Annotated in this window: 20 protein-coding genes; 11 read left to right on the top strand and 9 right to left on the bottom strand. The window is 34.4% G+C overall.

From position 1 onward, the window contains the following. Positions 1–104 precede the first annotated feature (104 nt). Together FJOH_RS17530 and FJOH_RS17525 are read right to left on the bottom strand one after the other, a co-directional pair. Positions 105–1211 (bottom strand): NADH:flavin oxidoreductase, encoded by a 1107-nt coding sequence (locus tag FJOH_RS17530; RefSeq protein WP_012025368.1) that lies wholly within the window; start codon positions 1209–1211, stop codon positions 105–107. Between the two features lie 6 nt (positions 1212–1217). Further along, the gene (locus FJOH_RS17525) at positions 1218–1520 is read right to left on the bottom strand and encodes an ArsR/SmtB family transcription factor (RefSeq protein WP_012025367.1); all 303 of its coding nucleotides are present in this window, start codon (positions 1518–1520) and stop codon (positions 1218–1220) included. Positions 1521–1692: 172 nt separating this feature from the next. Between FJOH_RS17525 and FJOH_RS17520 the strand changes: the two genes are divergently transcribed. Both FJOH_RS17520 and FJOH_RS17515 read left to right on the top strand, forming a co-directional pair. Beyond that, positions 1693–2187 (top strand): TlpA family protein disulfide reductase, encoded by a 495-nt coding sequence (locus FJOH_RS17520; protein WP_012025366.1) that lies wholly within the window; start codon positions 1693–1695, stop codon positions 2185–2187. Positions 2188–2264: 77 nt separating this feature from the next. After that, on the top strand, positions 2265–2669 hold the full coding sequence (locus FJOH_RS17515; protein ID WP_012025365.1) for a lysozyme inhibitor LprI family protein: 405 nt from the start codon (positions 2265–2267) through the stop codon (positions 2667–2669). A gap of 164 nt (positions 2670–2833) precedes the next feature. Here FJOH_RS17515 and FJOH_RS17510 read toward each other — a convergent pair whose 3' ends face one another. Genes FJOH_RS17510 through FJOH_RS17500 form a run of 3 tightly spaced genes read right to left on the bottom strand, consistent with a single transcriptional unit; the run spans position 2834 to position 4665 of the window. Beyond that, positions 2834–3334 (bottom strand): hypothetical protein, encoded by a 501-nt coding sequence (locus FJOH_RS17510; RefSeq protein WP_012025364.1) that lies wholly within the window; start codon positions 3332–3334, stop codon positions 2834–2836. 58 nt (positions 3335–3392) lie between these two features. Beyond that, on the bottom strand, positions 3393–4259 hold the full coding sequence (locus tag FJOH_RS17505; protein WP_012025363.1) for a chromate resistance protein ChrB domain-containing protein: 867 nt from the start codon (positions 4257–4259) through the stop codon (positions 3393–3395). Between the two features lie 19 nt (positions 4260–4278). After that, entirely contained in the window at positions 4279–4665 is a 387-nt protein-coding gene (locus tag FJOH_RS17500; protein WP_012025362.1) for a hypothetical protein, read from the bottom strand. Between the two features lie 209 nt (positions 4666–4874). On the opposite strand from FJOH_RS17500, the gene galA reads away from it, so the two are divergent. Next, a complete protein-coding gene (gene galA, locus FJOH_RS17495) occupies positions 4875–7694 on the top strand; it encodes a beta-galactosidase GalA (RefSeq protein ID WP_012025361.1) in 2820 nt (939 codons plus the stop codon). A 39-nt stretch (positions 7695–7733) separates the two neighbouring features. On the opposite strand, the gene FJOH_RS17490 is transcribed toward galA, so the two are convergent. The 3 genes from FJOH_RS17490 to FJOH_RS17480 all read right to left on the bottom strand — a co-directional run bounded on the left by FJOH_RS17490 (position 7734) and on the right by FJOH_RS17480 (position 10453). Next, the gene (locus FJOH_RS17490; protein WP_012025360.1) at positions 7734–9284 is read right to left on the bottom strand and encodes a DHA2 family efflux MFS transporter permease subunit; all 1551 of its coding nucleotides are present in this window, start codon (positions 9282–9284) and stop codon (positions 7734–7736) included. A gap of 65 nt (positions 9285–9349) precedes the next feature. Beyond that, complete coding sequence (locus FJOH_RS17485) at positions 9350–9802, bottom strand: PaaI family thioesterase (protein WP_044047824.1); 453 nt, start codon at positions 9800–9802, stop codon at positions 9350–9352. 60 nt (positions 9803–9862) lie between these two features. After that, positions 9863–10453: a TetR/AcrR family transcriptional regulator gene (locus FJOH_RS17480; RefSeq protein ID WP_012025358.1), complete on the bottom strand. Its 591-nt coding sequence runs from the start codon at positions 10451–10453 to the stop codon at positions 9863–9865. Positions 10454–10684: 231 nt separating this feature from the next. Here FJOH_RS17480 and FJOH_RS17475 point away from each other — a divergent pair, with 231 nt between their 5' ends. The 3 genes from FJOH_RS17475 (at position 10685) to FJOH_RS17465 (ending at position 12600) form a co-directional block, all read left to right on the top strand. Beyond that, positions 10685–11554 carry a helix-turn-helix domain-containing protein gene (locus tag FJOH_RS17475; RefSeq protein WP_012025357.1) on the top strand — a complete coding sequence of 290 codons (870 nt, stop codon included), beginning with the start codon at positions 10685–10687 and terminating at the stop codon, positions 11552–11554. A 192-nt stretch (positions 11555–11746) separates the two neighbouring features. After that, the gene (locus FJOH_RS17470) at positions 11747–12163 is read left to right on the top strand and encodes a (R)-mandelonitrile lyase (protein ID WP_012025356.1); all 417 of its coding nucleotides are present in this window, start codon (positions 11747–11749) and stop codon (positions 12161–12163) included. A gap of 29 nt (positions 12164–12192) precedes the next feature. Continuing rightward, positions 12193–12600 (top strand): cupin domain-containing protein, encoded by a 408-nt coding sequence (locus tag FJOH_RS17465; protein ID WP_012025355.1) that lies wholly within the window; start codon positions 12193–12195, stop codon positions 12598–12600. A 245-nt stretch (positions 12601–12845) separates the two neighbouring features. Here the strand turns inward: FJOH_RS17465 and FJOH_RS17460 are convergent, their stop codons facing one another. Further along, entirely contained in the window at positions 12846–13433 is a 588-nt protein-coding gene (locus FJOH_RS17460) for a DUF4142 domain-containing protein (RefSeq protein WP_012025354.1), read from the bottom strand. A gap of 180 nt (positions 13434–13613) precedes the next feature. Here FJOH_RS17460 and FJOH_RS17455 point away from each other — a divergent pair, with 180 nt between their 5' ends. From FJOH_RS17455 to FJOH_RS26305, 5 genes are all read left to right on the top strand, one after another. Then, a complete protein-coding gene (locus FJOH_RS17455; RefSeq protein WP_133085916.1) occupies positions 13614–14057 on the top strand; it encodes a hypothetical protein in 444 nt (147 codons plus the stop codon). 338 nt (positions 14058–14395) lie between these two features. Further along, entirely contained in the window at positions 14396–14635 is a 240-nt protein-coding gene (locus FJOH_RS17450) for a DUF7218 family protein (protein ID WP_012025352.1), read from the top strand. A gap of 133 nt (positions 14636–14768) precedes the next feature. Continuing rightward, positions 14769–15851, top strand: a complete 1083-nt coding sequence (locus FJOH_RS17445; protein ID WP_012025351.1) for a DNA topoisomerase IB — start codon at positions 14769–14771, stop codon at positions 15849–15851. A gap of 85 nt (positions 15852–15936) precedes the next feature. Then, entirely contained in the window at positions 15937–16098 is a 162-nt protein-coding gene (locus FJOH_RS26650) for a DUF1328 family protein (protein WP_035644678.1), read from the top strand. A gap of 87 nt (positions 16099–16185) precedes the next feature. Then, the gene (locus FJOH_RS26305) at positions 16186–16833 is read left to right on the top strand and encodes a DUF5661 family protein (protein WP_012025350.1); all 648 of its coding nucleotides are present in this window, start codon (positions 16186–16188) and stop codon (positions 16831–16833) included. Positions 16834–16837 lie beyond the last annotated feature (4 nt).

The raw sequence follows: 16837 nt of genomic DNA, 5'->3' as shown, positions 1-16837 counted from the left end.
TTTCTAAAAATATTGAATTTCAGTTTTGTTAGTTTTTGTATATTTAGTTCAAAAAGAAAGCCTTTGTTCCTTTGAACCTTTGTAACTCTTAACCTTTAAAAAACTTATTCTAAAACTAAAGCTCCTAAAGCTTCTTTACTGAAACCTTTTAACTGATCTGTTTTTCCTGCTTTAATTTTAGCAACCCAGTTAGGATCAGATAAAAGAGGTCTTCCTACGGCAACTAAATCAAAATCGCCTCTGTCGAAACGTCTGTTTAATTCATCTAAAGAAGTCGGCTCAGAACTTTCTCCGGCAAAAGCACCAAAGAAATCACCAGATAGACCAACAGAACCTACTGTAATAGTTGGCGCTCCGGTTACTTTTTTAGCCCATCCCGCAAAGTTTAAATCAGATCCTTCAAATTCAGGTTCCCAGAAACGACGCTGCGAAGCGTGAATAATATCAACTCCGGCATCAACAAGAGGAGTAAGCCAAGCTTCTAATTCCTGCGGATTTTTAGCCAGTTTATAATTGTAATCAGAAGGTTTAAATTGAGAAAAACGCATGATTACAGCAAAATCATTTCCTACTTGTTTTCTGATTTCTTTTATAACCTCAATAGCAAAACGATTACGTTCCGGCAGTGTTTTTCCGCCATAAATGTCTTCACGTAAATTCGTTTCGGCTCTAAAAAACTGATCAATTAAATAACCGTGCGCACCGTGAATTTCGATAGTATCAAAACCAAGTCTTTTAGCATCGGCAGCAGCTTTACCAAAAGCAAGAATCGTGTCTTCAATATCTTTTTCAGACATTGCAATTCCGTTTCTAAAATCAGGACGGTTTAATCCAGACGGACCTTCAAATGGAACAGGAGGAACCCAGCCGGAATGATGGTTGTCCATAATTCCCATATGCCAGATCTGCGGGCCCATTTTTCCGCCGGCGGCATGAACTTCGTCAATAACTTTTTTCCAGCCGTTTAAAGCTAGATCGCCATAAAAATGAGGAACATTTGCATCATTAGATGATGATTTTCTGTCGATAACAGTTCCTTCAGATAATATTAAACCAACTTCACCTTCAGCTCTTTTTTGGTAGTAAGCTGCTACATCATCAGTTGGAACTCCGTTTGGAGAAAATGAGCGCGTCATAGGCGCCATTACGATTCGGTTTTTTAAGTTTAACGTTTTTAGGTTAAACGGAGAAAACAGGTTGTTTGTGCTCATAGTAATTTACAAATTAGATTGAATTAATTTACTGAGTGCTTCAAAGGCACCTTCGTTACGTTTATAATAAGTCCATTGTCCAACACGTTTGGCTTCGATAAAACCGGCGCGTTGTAAAATAGACAAGTATTCAGATACTGTAGATTGTGTCAAACCTGCCTTAGCTTGAATTTGACCCACACATACTCCGTGTTCAAATCCGCCGTGTTCGAGCTGGCCGGGAAAGTTTATTTCGGGTTCCTTCAGCCATTCCAGCATTTGAAGTCTGGACTTGTTAGAGAGTGCCTTAAAAATTTCTATATTTTCCATGATGCAAATATATCGACTTTTCCCGATATATCAATTAAGCAAAATGTTTTTAGCATAATTTTATGACAGAGGAGAGAATCATGGAGCAAAAAGATGGAATATTTAATGAAGAAATTTATATTTGTGAACGTTATAATTTAATAATCCCCAAATAAATTAAACTTAATAAATTATGAAAAAAACATTACTTGTTTTAGGATTTTTATGTTGTGTAATTACCAGTTCAAAAGCGCAGGTAGTAGGTACTGACATTGGTGATATTGCGCCAGAAATTGATCTCCCTGATACAAAAGGAAACAACGAGGTGCTTTCGTCTTTAAGAGGTTCTTTGACTTTGATCGATTTTTGGGCTTCATGGTGCGGACCATGTATTAAAGAACAGCCTTTACTGCAAAAATTATATGCAGCTTATCCTGATAAATTTTCTATTTACAGCGTTTCTATGGATACTAAAAAGCCTTTGTGGTTAGCTGCAATTGCCAAAGGAAAATTACCGTGGATACAAGTAAGTGATTTAAAATACTGGAAGTCTCCGGTTGTAGGTGATTATATGCTTCAATCTGTTCCGTTGAATTTTTTAGTAGACAAAAACGGAATTATTATAGCTAAAAATATTCACGGAAAAGAGTTAGAAGATAAGGTTAATAGTCTGCTTGCAATACAATAAATTTATTTCAGATTTTTCTTAATTTTAATTTCGGGTGAAAAGAAAACTTTGTAAATTTCACATTTAAAAATTAAATCATGATGCAAAAATCAATCTTATTAGTGTTTGTTTTGGCTTCAATGTACTGTAATTCACAAACACTTGAAACGGTTTATAAAATGAAATCCGATTATCAAAAATGTTTGAATAAAGGTCAAAATATGCGTAACTGCGCCCTAGAGTATTACAATCAGTCAGATAGTCTGCTAAATGTGTCTTATAAAAATCTTAAGTCTAAGATAAGTTCAAAAGAACAATCTAAATTAAAGAAAGAACAATTAGAATGGCTCAAAAAACGAGATCAATTCTTTCAGAAAGTATATTCAGATACAAAAAAGGAAGGAAATTTTATTGAAGGAACACAAGACTTTGAAATGATCATTTATGATGAACAGGCAAAATTTGTGTTTGGAAGAGTAAAAGAACTTATAAATAAAGGGTAATTTTTGTTTCAGGTTTCAGGTATATCTTTGTAAAAGTTCAAACTTTGAAAAAGATTGATAGTTACAGAAAACTTGAAACCTGAAACAAAAAAATCTAATATATTAACAGCTTCCTCCCCAAAAGCTATCATATAGGTTTCTTCTAAAGTTTGAAAACATGATATTTAAAAAGCAATTCCGAATTGAAAACCAACTGTAAAAGAGGCAGGATGATCGTTGCCAAAACGAATAGGAAAAGGAATAGCGGCGAAGTAACTGCAATTATCGCTTTTTAGAATCGTTTTATTGATAACGGGAGTTATGCCGTATCTGCCGCTGCTTTCAAAAGCGGCTCTTCCTGCAAAAGTGTAACCGTTTCCAAGAGCAACTAAAACGCCGGGATGGAACAATAAATTAGTTACTTTATCACTGTTACCCTGAACTCTTATGTTAGGTACAACTTCAAAAGAAAAACCTATTTTCTGATTTTTCCAAATATTAATCCCCGTTGGAAAACCTACAGCATAATAATCCCTGAAATTTACGCTTGTTTGTTCACTATTAAAAGTGGCTATGGGATGAAGAATTCCAAAATATCCCGTGATTTTTGGATAAGTGGTTTGAGAAAACAAGTTGAAACTCAAACAAAATAAAGTGATTGCAAAAATGTGTCTGAATGAAATCATGATAGTCTGGTTAATTAAAAAACAAAACTATCAACAATGTCAATTTAGAAATAGAATGCTATTTACCTTTTGTATCTGAATTACTTTTCAGCGCATTTTTTCTATATGAAGAAGGGTTTTTTCCTGTTTGAAGCTTAAATATTCTGGTAAAATGACTTTGATCTGAAAAGCCTGTCATGTACGCAATTTCGGTTAAGGTATAATTTGAATTTTGAATTAGATTGATTGCTTTTTCAATTCGCAGTTTTCGCACATATTCGCCAAAATTTAAATCTTCAAAATATTTAGAAAACTCTCTTGATAAATAAGAAGGGTTTAACTCTAAATCACTTGAAATTTTCTTTAAATCAAAAGTAAACTGTGCATCAATTTGATCCTGAATTATGTTTTTTAATTCTTTAACCCATAAAGGTGTTTTTTGAGTTGTTTTCTTTTCGATTAAAAACTTCTTATATACTTCATGAAGTAAATTTTCGAACGGGCTGTTTTGCAGATGATTTTGCTTATACAAATGTTTTGCCCAGCTGTACAAAGCATCATAAAGTTTTAGTCCGGTTTCTAATAATTCGGTATCGTTTGTAATATTATACGAAAGTCCGGCAGAAATTGCCCAGAGCCCGGCAGCTTCTTTGGCAAGATCGTGGCGGTCCGTATCGGCGCCGCGAACAATTTTTGCCATAATTAAAACCGCCGGATCGGCAATTTGATATTTTTTTATAATGTAGTCAAAAGTACATTCTTCATTATAATGTGTAAATTCTACTTCCGGAATATCAAACGGAATTGCATCTAACTTTTTTGCTTTCTCTAGAACTTCATTAAAAGGAACGTAAATAAATTCTGCATCAGCGTCGACAAAGTTTTTGATAAGCCACGGACAGGCTATTCGATCAATTTTAGGTCTTTCGCGTGTGATCCATTTCATTTTTTATGAAAACTTAGAATTAATTGTTTTCTGCAGATGTAATTTTCTTTACGCCGCCAAAATTCGTTTTCATTATTTCTCTAATCTGAAACTGGGTTTTATTTCGGGTAACACTTTTCCATTCGTCAAAATCGTAGATGTGAATTTTATCAGCATACGGATTTGTTACAAAGAAAAGTCTTGATATAGAGAATTTATAATATTTTAATTCATGCGAAATGTGGCGGTCGGGTACGACAATAAGAATCGTATCCCAATCCAGAAAATTCTGGGGAACGTCCTCTCTTTCTGTTAATCCAAGAGATTCAAAAAAGGCCATTATCTTTTGATCATTATTCTTATCGATCTTTTCATCGATACGTTTAATGGTGCTAAGAAGCTTTTTTTCATCTTTAATAACACTCATATAATCTCTGTTTTTTAAATTTTTATATAAAATTACATCAAATCAAAATTATTTTGAAAAGTATAGCCAATAGAATGATTCTAAATTTTTTGAAGTCCGTTTTTAGAAGGGGTATAGGAAGTTATTGTGCAGTTTTTGATAAAATACTATTAAAACAAACCAGTTTAATACTCTATTTTTATCGTTCTAACTTACCTAACCCTGTTTTTATGAAAATTTTTTACGTAAAAAGAATTTTTCTGTGTATCCTATTTTTGGTTTCCGTTCTGGCTTTGGCCCAAAACAAATCAGAAAGGGAATTGATATTGATTGATAACGACTGGCGTTTTTCATTTGGTCATTTATATGATACAGAAAAAGATTTTAAACATGCAGAAGGCTATTTTTCATATTTAACCAAAACCGGATTTGGCGACGGCCCGGCGGCAAAAGATTTTGATGACCGCGCGTGGCGAAAATTAGATCTGCCTCACGATTGGGCTGTTGAACAAGAGTTTAGTGAAAGCGGCAGTTTCAGCCACGGATTTAAAACGTCTGGAAAAGGTTTTCCGGAGAAAAGCATTGGTTGGTACCGAAAAAAAATCACTATTCCTGAAACCGATAAGGGCAAAATTATTTCAATAAAATTTGATGGTGTTTTTAGAAATTCGAAAGTTTTTTTTAACGGCTATTATCTGGGAACAGAACAAAGCGGATACAATGGTTTTGAATATGATGTATCAGCTTATGTAAATTATGGAGGCGAAAATACGATTGTAGTTCGTGCCGATGCTTCGATGGAAGAAGGCTGGTTTTATGAAGGAGCCGGAATTTACAGACATGTTTATCTGCAGAAAACAAACCCAATTCATGTTGCCGCAAACGGAACTTATATAACCTCAGAAATTACAAATACTACTGCCGAAATAACTGCCGAAGTTTCTATTGAAAACAAAGGAAATTATAAAGGTTCTGTTGAAATTATTCAGACTGTTTTTGATGCTTCAAACCAACAGATTGCAGGTGTATCTGAAAATGTAAATGCTCCGGAATTTTATAAAACAGACAAGTATACTTCAAAATTACAAGTAAATAACCCGCTTTTGTGGGATATTGATTCTCCAAATCTGTATCGTTTAGTAACTCAGATTAAGCAAAACGAAAAAATAATCGACAATTATGAAACGTCTTTTGGAATCAGAACCATTAAGTTTGATTCGGAAAAAGGATTTTTTTTAAACGGAAAACCTGTAAAATTAAAAGGAACCAACAATCATCAGGATCATGCGGGAATTGGAACAGCGCTTCCAGATGAAATTCAGTATTACCGAATTAAAAAGTTAAAAGAAATGGGTTCGAATGCGTATCGCTGTTCGCATCATCCGCCAACACCAGAACTGCTGAAAGCTTGTGATGAACTTGGAATGCTGGTAATTAATGAAACACGTTTAATGGGAATTAACGACTATCATTTGAATGATTTAAAACGAATGATGGAGCGCGACCGAAACCATCCGAGTATTTTTTGCTGGTCGGTTGGAAATGAAGAATGGAATATTGAAGGCAATATTGTGGGCGAACGCGTGACGAATGTAATGCAGGATTTTGCAAAAAGCATCGATCCGACAAGACCTGTAACTGTTGGAATCAGCAGCGGATTTAAAAGCGGCATTTCGTCTGTAGTAGAAATCATGGGGTATAATTATCTTGGTAACGGCGATATTGATGCGCATAGAAATCAGTTTAAAAACCAACCCGGAATGGGAACTGAAGAAGGTTCGACTTTTGCAACACGCGGTATTTATTTTACAGATGATGCCAAACATTACCAAAGTGCTTATGATCGCAAACCGCGTCCCACTTTTTACAGTATTGAAGAAGGCTGGAAGTTTTATGCCGAAAGACCGTATCTGGCCGGAATGTTTATTTGGACAGGTTTTGATTATCGCGGAGAACCAACTCCGTATGGCTGGCCTTCGGTAACTTCATATTTCGGAATGATGGATGTATGCGGTTTCCCAAAAGACAATGTGTTTTATTTAAAATCGTGGTGGGGAACGCAGCCAGTTCTGCATATTATGCCGCACTGGAACTGGAGCGGCATGGAAGGAAAAGAAATGGATGTATGGGTGCATTCGAATTGCGATGAAGTACAACTTTTTCTAAATAAGAAAAGTCTCGGCAAGAAGAAAATGGAGCTAAACAGCCATTTAGAATGGAAAGTAAAATATATGCCCGGAACTCTGGAAGCCATTGGATACAAAAACGGCAAAAAAGTATTAACAGAAATCCAGAAAACGACCGAAAAGGCTCAAAACATAAAACTATCTATAGATAAAGAAAACATTCCAAATTCTAAAGTTTTGGTTGTAACGGCAGAAGTTACCGATAAAAACGGATTGCATATTCCAACTTCAAATGAGGAAATTACCTTTTCTATAAAAGGAGGAAAGATTTTAGGAGTAGGAAACGGCGACCCGGCTTCTTTAGAAAAAGACCAGTTTATCGATGCTGTTTCGTTAGTTCAAATAACGAATTTTCAGGAGCAAAAAGGATTGACGGCTGATTTGCCTCAGGAATTTCAAAATTATCCTGAAAATGATTGGAAAACAGCCTTTAGAGACCGTGATTATAAAAATCAGGCACCGTCTTATGTTTATAAAGGAGAATTTGACTTAAAAAATAATTCAGCTTTAAATAAGGTGAGCTTCTTTTATAAAAAAATAGGAGTGGAGGCAGTAGTTTTCATCAACGGAAATAAAATAAATCCAAGTTCAGAAGATTCTCAAAAATATATTTTAGACTCCAGTATTTTAAAAGAAGGAAAAAACACGATTCATATTGCAGCAACGCCTTTGCAAAAAATAAAAGACTGGGACGTGCTGAATATAGATCCCGGAATTATACAAGTTATAACACCCGCAGAATCCTGGAAAAGAAAACTTTTTAATGGTTATGCGCAAATCATAATTCAAAAAGAAGAAAGTGCAGATGAAGTTGTTTTATCGGCTTTCGCCAAAGGATTAAAAACAGGAATTTTGAAGAAATAGATAAAGCCCTGCAGATTTTTAAAATCTGCAGGAAAAAAATTAATGATCGGAAATTACCATGTTGGTTTTTGGCTTTTTCGATTTGTTCATTACAAATAAAAGAAGGGGCAGCGTTACAACAAAAAACAAACCAACAAGAAAAAAAGCGTCTCTGTAACTTAACAGCGAAGATTGTTTCATTACGATATTTTCCATCAGCTTTAAGGCTTTTGCTCTGGCTTCATTATAAGTAAAACCTCTATATTGAAAGTACTTTATGTAAGCATTTATGCGATCCATAGCGAGAGTATTACTTGGTGTCACCTCTGAAATCAATTCATTTCGATGTGCGGCAAATCGATGAGCCACATAAGTATTGATGATCGATACACCAAATGAACCGCCCAATTGTCTCATCATATTATTAAGCGCAGCACCTTGCCCAACATCTTTATCATCTAATGAAGAAACAGCCAGCATAGTAAGCGGTACGGTAAGCAGCGCCATTCCTAAAGCACGAAAAACAAGAGATGTAGCGACTTCGGCAGCGCTTGTGTTTAAAGTCATACCAGACATTCGCCAATTGAAATAGATAAATAACAGAAATCCAGCAGCAATAATAATAACCGGAGAAACGCCTTTTTGTAATAATGTACCGCAGATTTTTAAAGCCAGTAAAGCAAATAATGCACCCGGAAGCAAAAGTAATCCTGTTTGATACGGTGAAAAACTCAATAAACGCTGTGCCACAACCGGACTTATATAAATGGAAATAAACATTCCAAAACCGGTTACAAAAGTCAAAATTGCTGCAATGCTTAACGATTTGCTTTTAATCACCCGAAGGTTTACGACTGGTTTTTCTATTGTTAATTCCCAATAAATAAAGGCGAGTAAAGTTGTTACTGCAATAATCGTTAGTACAACAATATATTTGGTTTCGAACCAGTCTTCGACTTCGCCTCTTTCTAATACCGTTTGTAAAGCGCCCACTCCTATAGCGAGAAGCGCAATTCCGGTCCAGTCGACTTTGGTAATTTCTGGCTTTACAGTGGGTTCGCGTAAAAGGAAATAACAAGAAATCGTAACCAAAATTCCAATAGGAATATTAATTAAAAAAATCCACGGCCAGTCATAATTTTCAGTAATATAGCCGCCAAGTGTCGGCCCAATTGTAGGGCCGATAAAAATTCCGGCTCCAAACAAAGCTCCGGCTGTTGATTGTTTGTCTTTTGGAAAAAGTTCAAATACAACAACCTGTGAGATAGATAATAAAGCACCGCCGCCAATTCCCTGAAAAAATCTAAAAAAGACCAGCATCCAGATGTTAGACGAGTGGCCGCACATAAAAGAGCAGAATGTAAATAAAACAACAGAACCAATATAATAATTGCGTCTGCCCAGATTGGCGCTTAAAAAGCTCGTTATGGGAATAATAATAACATTTGCAATGGCATAAGCAGTAATTACCCACGAAGTATCTTCGAGAGTTGCACCCAGATTACCGCTCATGTGCGAAAGCGCCACATTTACGATAGAAATATCAATTAGTTCCATAATGGCAGCAAGAATGACTGTAATAATGAGCAGGTTACGGTTTAAAGGTGTCATAGAAATATTTTATACCAATTGGTATATTTTTGTTCAAAAAAAGAGGATGAGAAATCAGGTGCTTTTTAAGACAGCACCTTTTTTACCACATTTGTTTTAAATAAATTAGAAGTTGCTCTGGCAATTAATCGCGTTTCGTTGGCATTCCAAATTTCGCATTGTGCATTCACCATTTGTCTTCCTTTTTTAATGATTAATGTTTTCGCAAGAATAGTATCGCCAACATGTGCGGGAGCAAAATAATCAACAACAAGATTTATGGTGGTGTAAAAGGTCTCTTCATTTAGAGAAAACATCGTAGCGCCAATACAATCATCAGCAATTGCAGCAGTAACACCTCCATGCAGACTTTGAATTGGATTTGACATTTCTTCCCTAATCACATATTTAAAAGTTACGGTTCCTTCTTCGGCGGCTATTACAATAGGTCTCATCCAAAGCATAAAAGGGGAAGGAGAAGCAGTAAATTCTCGATTTATGTGATCCTGTAATACTTGTAATCTTGATTTTGTTTCCATTTAGTTTTAATATTAGATTTTATGATTATACCAATTGGTATATTTTTAAGTAAAAAAAAATTATACTAAGTCTTCGATGATTTTTGTGACAGAAAGCATAATATCGGCCAGAGTTGACAGGTTTCCGGTAATTTTAGCAATCATAACAGTTCCTTCAATCATAGCAATAATAGTTAAAGCCGTTTTTTCGGGATCGATAGAATGGGCTTTAAATTCTCCCAAAAGGATTCCTTGTTCAATAAAATAAACCAATTGCTCTTTCCAAGATAAAATAACTCGTTCTACTTTTTTCTTTAGAACTGGGTGTGTGTCATCAGCTTCTGTAGCGGTATTAATAATTGGGCATCCGCCTTGTGTAACTCTTAAATCATAGTAATCAGAATAAAGACGAGGATAAACCAATAGTTTGCCCTTAAAGGTTTTTTCTTTTTCAATTTCTCTTGCAAAAATATCATGCAGTTTTTTGACATTAAAACGAAAAGCCGCCAATGCTACTTCATCTTTATTGGCAAAATTACCGTAAATGCTTCCTTTGGTTAATCCGGTAGCCTCAGTAATATCGCTCATAGATGTACCGCTGTAGCCTTTCATATTAAAGATAGGAGCGGTTTTCTCGATTATAAATTGCTTGGTTCTTTGGGCTTTACTCATGATATATCAAAATAACGAAGCAAATATATACCGATTGGTATAATTAAAAAAAACTTTTAACGTATTTTTTTCTAACACTAGAATATTAACCGCAAAGAGTGCAGGAAAATAATACTTTGCGTCTTCACGCCTTTGCGAGATTATTTCGCCCAGCAAAAATAAATTTAGCCAAACCTTAGTGCGTTTTGTAATTGAAATAAAAATATTGTTTGATTTTCATAACTTTGCAGAATGAATAACCAAACAGAAACTCAGAGTTGCGATTTTTCTTCAGATTTAAAAATGAAGGGATTTAAAGTATATCCTATAAATGGGGATTTTAGTAAAGTTCCCGTTTACAGCCGAAGAGACTTTTATAAAATCTGCATCAACACCAGTAAAAGTATCATACAATATGCCGACCGTGGAATAGAAACCGACGGGACGATTCTTTTTTTTGGTAATCCTATAATTCCTTATTCATGGGAAACTGTTTCAGAGAATTACGAAGGTTATGCATGTGTTTTTACGGAAGAATTTTTGAAAGCAAAAGACCGATCAGAAACGCTTCACGAATCGCCTTTGTTTAAAATAGGAGGAACGCCAATTTTTTCTTTAAATGCTGAACAAAAGCTGTTTGTAGATTCTTTGTTTCAAAAAATGATCAAAGAATATGAAACCGATTATGTTTTTAAAGACGATTTAATGCGCAGTTATGTCAACCTGATTATTCATGAATCAATGAAAATGCAGCCTTCTGAAAATTTCTTTAAACATAAAAATGCTTCTTCAAGAATTACTTCTTTGTTTTTGGAATTATTAGAAAGACAATTTCCTATAGAAACCAAAAACGAACCTTTGGCTTTAAAAACGCCTCAGGATTATGCGCAAAGTCTTGCTGTGCATGTAAATCATTTAAATCGTTCAGTAAAAGAAGTTACGGGAAAACCAACAACGGCGCATATTACAGAGCGAATTATAAACGAAGCAAAAGCATTGTTGCAGCATACAGACTGGAGTATTTCGGATATAGGATATTCGCTTGGGTTTGAATATCCAAGTTATTTTAATAATTACTTTAAAAGACTTACCGGAACTGTTCCAAAATCGCTTCGAATGTAAAATTGTTTCAAATTCATAATTTTTTGTTTGAATATTGTTATTTCATGAAAGCATTCGCGTAGTACTTTTGCCTTGAAATTCAGTATTAATCATTTATCAGTTTTTAACAGACTAAATAAATACTTCATAAAGCGCATTCTAGCTTTCCTAAATTTAGTTTTCTGATTCTGATAAATTTCAAACAATAAATTTATGGAAGCATTAGACAATCTATATAATGGTGTCATTTTCCCTAAAGGAGATTTAGCACCTTCAGAATATTTTACAGGAAAAGCATGGGTTAAAATGTTAGTTCCCAATGATGAGGTTCTTAATACCGCTGTTGGAAACGTTGTTTTTGAGCCTGGAGCAAGAAACAACTGGCATACACATCCCGGCGGACAAATTTTAATCGTTACTCACGGAACAGGATATTATCAGGAAGCGGGAAAACCAATTCAGTTATTGCAGGCTGGAGATGTTGTAAACATTCAGCCCGAAATAAAACACTGGCACGGCGCATCGCCAGAAAGTGAATTTACACATATCGCCATCAGTACAAATACACAAACGGGAATTGTAGACTGGCTTGAGCCGGTAACTGATGAAGAATACAATAGTTTTAAATAAAATCAATCTCAAAAAATAAATTAAAAATTATGTCTAAGAATTATTCAGCCGTTATCGAAGAAGGAAAAGTCCCGAATACATATATGACGGGTGACGTTTCCTATAAAAAACAAAGCAGTGACATTCATCCGGAAAACACTGTAATTAAGGAAGTGACTTTTGAGCCTTGCTCAAGAAGTAATTGGCATAGTAACGCGAGTCTGCACATGCTGATTGCAAAAGAAGGAACGGGGTATTATCAGGAAAGAGGAAGCGCAGTCAGAATGCTTAAAAAAGATGAGGTAGTTACCATTTTGCCGGGAGTAGAACATTGGTACGGAGCAACTCCATTTGAAAAATTCTCTTATGTTGCCATTATCACAGAGATTGATAAAGGCCACGGAGTCTGGTTAGAAAAAGTAACCGATGGAGAATATTTTCTATTAAGCAGTCATTAATTTTAGAAGTTTAGAGAAACAAAGTGACAAAGTAGCAAAGGTTTAAAGAGACAAAGATTTAAAGCTTTTTTCTTTGTCTCTTTGAACCTTTGTTACTCACACAAAAAAAACAAAACCCCTTAAGCAATTCAACTCTTAAGGGGTTTTTTAGCAAAGTTTGAGTTCTAGACGATCCAATAATAGGATCATAGAATCTCAGAATCTTAGCGTCTTAAAAAAATAAATAATAACCAATTAAATTTATTTTACTTTTTGTCAAGGTTTTGTTTCAGCAATTTAGCATGTTCTAAATGTGAAGTTAAACCCGCAATATTGTTTGTTGCCCACAATTTTACATCTTCGTCATGAGCGTCTTTAGCCGCTTTTTGAAGTTTGTCAATTGCTTTTTGGTGGCCGTCGATCATCATATCGGCGAATTTTTTATCAAAATCCAAACCTGATTTCTCGTTTAGTTTTTTATATTCTTCCTGACCTTCTTCAGTTAGTGAAGTTGGCAGAGTAAAGTTTTTTGCTTTTGCTAAGGCACTTACTTCAGATGCCGATTTTGTATGCTCGTCAACCAGCATTTTTCCGAATTTTTTCACTTCTGCATTTGTTCCTTTTTGCTGCGCCAGTTTACCAATTTCGATTTCAGCTAAATTAATTTCGGCCTGATCTACTAAAAATTCAGAATCATCTTCTTTGCTGTCAATAGAGTCAAATTTGGCTTCATTAGCATCTTCTGCAACTTCTTTTGGGTCTTCTTGTTTCGTTTCGTTTTTGCAAGACTGCAAGAATATAATAATAAGTCCCGCTCCTAAAATTGCTTTACTGGCTAATAGTATCTTTTTCATGATTTAAATAGTTTAAATGTTATGATGTAAAATTATTCAGAACTTACAGGAATACCTTACAGGATTTTTAGAGATTGTTATATGATTTGGATGCAAAGAAATATTCGATCATGTTAACCTTATAAATATTATATATTTGTTTTTTTAAAGAGAAGAAATAATAATAATTTAAGACTTAGAATGTATATCGACTCAGAGTTTAGAAAAATATTAGGTATAAGAATAATAATGGGTTTGTTTTTATTTGTAATTACGCTGTCATATATTGTGTATAATGGTTTTTCAACTTCCGAAATAAATCCATTAACTGTAATGGCATATATGGTTTTGTTTTTTTTAGTTTATTGTTTTCCGGATTTGTTCAAGATTTTTAAACTGACTATTACAGAAGAAGGAATAGAAAAAACAATGGTAATTACAGGTGCAAAACAGTTTATCCCTTTTGATAATATACAATATATTAAAAAAGGGAAAGTTAAACTTAGAAACAAAACAGGAGATATATCAGATGGTTATTATTTTACTACATTAATATTAGAAAATAAAAAGAGTCTGGTAATTTCTCCAGATCATTTTGAAAATTATAAAATTTTGATAACTAATATTGAGGATAATTTTAAATAGCTGTCAGTGGCAGAATAAAAACAATTAAAAAAACAAAAATCCCATTCGTTTTGCGAATGGGATTTTTGTTTTTTTTAATGTGGTAATTGTCAATAATCTTTACAGAGCTGTCTGCGAAGATTTACTTTGTCTGTTTGCTATCGCTCGATTCTCCTTCGTCGAAATGACAAGATGGCGCATATTCAATAATTTAAAGTCTACAATCTAAAATCTGTAATCTAAGCTGTACAATCTTAATTATGAAAGTTATAAGCAAAATTGTATAACGGAAAAATCCTTCTTTTTAAGGAATTTTGAAATACCATACAAGATAAATCAATAACTAAAATTTTTAAGTCATGCCAGATCCAAGAATTAAAAACGAAGCCCAATACGAAGCTCTTGTTAAAAAAGGGTACAGTAAAGAAAAATCGGCACGTATTGCTAATACGCCGGATGCAGGAGAAAAAGGCGGTAAAGCTAAGCCTTATGAAGAATGGACAAAAGAAGAACTTTACGAGCAAGCCAAAAAAGTGGGGATTTCTGGACGTTCATATATGAACAAAAAAAGCCTGATAAAATCTTTAAGAACGAATTAAAATAAAATGCTTTTTGATAGTTATTGGGATTCGCAGATTCTCACAGATTGTGTGGGAAGAATAATGAGACAAGAAAAATCTTTTGAATCTGTGAATCCCAATAACAATTAGCAGCAAAAAAATAAAAACGACCATGAATACTGCCAGAACTCAAAAACTAATGAGCCAGCTTATTAAAACACCTCATTTGGTGCTGGAAAAGCTAGAATTAGTTTACGTAAACAATCAAAATTTGCCTATTGAAAGATGTCAGGGAGAAGATGGTTTTATTTATAAAAAAAACGGACGCTGTATTAAGCAGAAAAGCGAAATAAAGCGTTTTAACAGTTTGGTTTTACCGCCGGCCTGGGTAAATGTAAAAATCACCGATTTATCAAACGGGCATTTGCAAGCTGTAGGTTTAGATGTTAAAAACAGAAAACAGTACAGATATCATCCAAAATGGAACTTAATCCGTAATCAAACCAAGTTTTACAAAATCGCAGAATTCGGACAAAAGCTTCCCTCTATACGAAAACAAGTAGATATTGATTTAGAACAAAAAGAATGGTCGAAAGAAAAAGTAATTGCACTCGTGATCAGGTTAATGGAAGAAACCCACATCCGAATTGGAAATGAAAAGTACGCCAAAGACAATAAATCATACGGGCTTTCGACTTTGCGAAAAAGACACATCAATATCAATAAAAATTCCCTTCGTTTTGAATTCATCGGCAAAAAAGGAAAACAGCACACCATTACCACAAGAAACAAACAGTTGATTAAACTGGTAAGCCGATGCGAAGAAATTCCGGGCTGGGAAGTTTTTAAATATTACGATAAAAACGGCGAAAGAAGAGTTTTAGACAGTCACATGGTAAATGAATATCTGCACGCTATTTCGGGCGAATATTTTAGTGCCAAAGACTTTAGAACCTGGGCAGCCTCAATTATATTCTTTGAAAATTTGATGGAACTCGGTATTGCATCAGACGAAAAAGAAATCAAAAAAAATATTATTACAGCTTATGATGCCACTGCTGAGGCATTGGGAAACACCAGAAATGTCTGCAAAAATTATTACGTTCATCCGCTGCTGGTTTCGACATATGAAGATGGTTCGATTGAGCCGTATTTTGATAAAGTTAAAAAGAGCCGAAGCAATAAAAAATACTTCTCAAGAAGTGAAAGCGTATTTGCAGAATTAATTGAAAATTATCAGGTCAGTTTGTTGTAGTTTGAAAAAATAGAGTTAATGCATCTTCTTAAAAAGCATGAATTTGAGTAACAAACAAAATCGTTATTAACTAAAATCTATTATTATGTTACGTTGGACAGTCATATTTATTATTCTGGCAATTATTGCAGGAATATTTGGTTTTGGTGGTATTGCCGCCGGAGCCGCTAGTATAGCAAAAATTTTATTTTTCATATTCTTAGTGTTATTTATTATCTCGCTAATAAGCGGACGAAGAAGTGTGTAACACAAAGAATTCAGTAAAATAAGAACGAAATTAAAACGGCACATATATCTCGGTAAATGTGTCGTTTATCTTTTAAAATATAAAATTATGGGAACTAAAAGCGGTGCTTACCAAGATGTTTATATCAAAAGAGAAGATGAAATGGTAAGCTTGAAAAATGATGTAACAGATTTTTGCGAAAAATACATCAAACCTGTTCATCCTGAAAATTGGGACTGGTCGATACGAGATTTCGAAAATCCTGAAAACGACCCTACAACTGCCGAAGCCAGAGCTGTGGCAAATGTGGTTTACAAAGATTTGCTCGACAGCAAACATACACAAATCGATCTTTCGACGATGAATAATGTTGACGCCATAAAATCCTATTTGAATCCACAAAGCAAATATGCCGATTTTAATATGGAAGAATTTGCTTTTGCTTTAAAAGTAGAACTCGAACACGGCAAAATAAAAGACGTAAACGTAACCAACAACCATCCGTTTTTAACAGCAATGATTGCATTAGCACACATGACGGAAAGTTTGACCTATTACAAACGCCTGAAAGTAATGGAAGCCGAAGGTGAGATTTACGAGATCATGCGAAAAATAGAAAATTCAAAAACCGGAAAAGAGGAGTGGTACAAAGAATTGAGCAAAGCCGAAAAGGAATTAAGTGAAGCCAGAATTGGTTTAGTGGAACGTTTACAAAAAATGGATGATATTCCGGTGTTAGAAAAAATTGGCGATTAGGATT

It is taken from the genome of Flavobacterium johnsoniae UW101 (assembly GCF_000016645.1).
Lineage (GTDB): Bacteria > Bacteroidota > Bacteroidia > Flavobacteriales > Flavobacteriaceae > Flavobacterium > Flavobacterium johnsoniae.
The sequence above is the reverse complement of the archived record's forward strand: the minus strand, read 5'-3'. Positions and strand labels throughout refer to the sequence as shown.

Bases quoted from the DNA above. Each gene is read 5' to 3' on its own strand.
- FJOH_RS17530 (WP_012025368.1), bottom strand. From the start codon at position 1,211: ATGAGCACAAACAACCTGTTTTCTCCGTTTAACCTAAAAACGTTAAAC.
- FJOH_RS17525 (WP_012025367.1), bottom strand. From the start codon at position 1,520: ATGGAAAATATAGAAATTTTTAAGGCACTCTCTAACAAGTCCAGACTT.
- FJOH_RS17520 (WP_012025366.1), top strand. From the start codon at position 1,693: ATGAAAAAAACATTACTTGTTTTAGGATTTTTATGTTGTGTAATTACC.
- FJOH_RS17515 (WP_012025365.1), top strand. From the start codon at position 2,265: ATGATGCAAAAATCAATCTTATTAGTGTTTGTTTTGGCTTCAATGTAC.
- FJOH_RS17510 (WP_012025364.1), bottom strand. From the start codon at position 3,334: ATGATTTCATTCAGACACATTTTTGCAATCACTTTATTTTGTTTGAGT.
- FJOH_RS17505 (WP_012025363.1), bottom strand. From the start codon at position 4,259: ATGAAATGGATCACACGCGAAAGACCTAAAATTGATCGAATAGCCTGT.
- FJOH_RS17500 (WP_012025362.1), bottom strand. From the start codon at position 4,665: ATGAGTGTTATTAAAGATGAAAAAAAGCTTCTTAGCACCATTAAACGT.
- galA (WP_012025361.1), top strand. From the start codon at position 4,875: ATGAAAATTTTTTACGTAAAAAGAATTTTTCTGTGTATCCTATTTTTG.
- FJOH_RS17490 (WP_012025360.1), bottom strand. From the start codon at position 9,284: ATGACACCTTTAAACCGTAACCTGCTCATTATTACAGTCATTCTTGCT.
- FJOH_RS17485 (WP_044047824.1), bottom strand. From the start codon at position 9,802: ATGGAAACAAAATCAAGATTACAAGTATTACAGGATCACATAAATCGA.
- FJOH_RS17480 (WP_012025358.1), bottom strand. From the start codon at position 10,453: ATGAGTAAAGCCCAAAGAACCAAGCAATTTATAATCGAGAAAACCGCT.
- FJOH_RS17475 (WP_012025357.1), top strand. From the start codon at position 10,685: ATGAATAACCAAACAGAAACTCAGAGTTGCGATTTTTCTTCAGATTTA.
- FJOH_RS17470 (WP_012025356.1), top strand. From the start codon at position 11,747: ATGGAAGCATTAGACAATCTATATAATGGTGTCATTTTCCCTAAAGGA.
- FJOH_RS17465 (WP_012025355.1), top strand. From the start codon at position 12,193: ATGTCTAAGAATTATTCAGCCGTTATCGAAGAAGGAAAAGTCCCGAAT.
- FJOH_RS17460 (WP_012025354.1), bottom strand. From the start codon at position 13,433: ATGAAAAAGATACTATTAGCCAGTAAAGCAATTTTAGGAGCGGGACTT.
- FJOH_RS17455 (WP_133085916.1), top strand. From the start codon at position 13,614: ATGTATATCGACTCAGAGTTTAGAAAAATATTAGGTATAAGAATAATA.
- FJOH_RS17450 (WP_012025352.1), top strand. From the start codon at position 14,396: ATGCCAGATCCAAGAATTAAAAACGAAGCCCAATACGAAGCTCTTGTT.
- FJOH_RS17445 (WP_012025351.1), top strand. From the start codon at position 14,769: ATGAATACTGCCAGAACTCAAAAACTAATGAGCCAGCTTATTAAAACA.
- FJOH_RS26650 (WP_035644678.1), top strand. From the start codon at position 15,937: ATGTTACGTTGGACAGTCATATTTATTATTCTGGCAATTATTGCAGGA.
- FJOH_RS26305 (WP_012025350.1), top strand. From the start codon at position 16,186: ATGGGAACTAAAAGCGGTGCTTACCAAGATGTTTATATCAAAAGAGAA.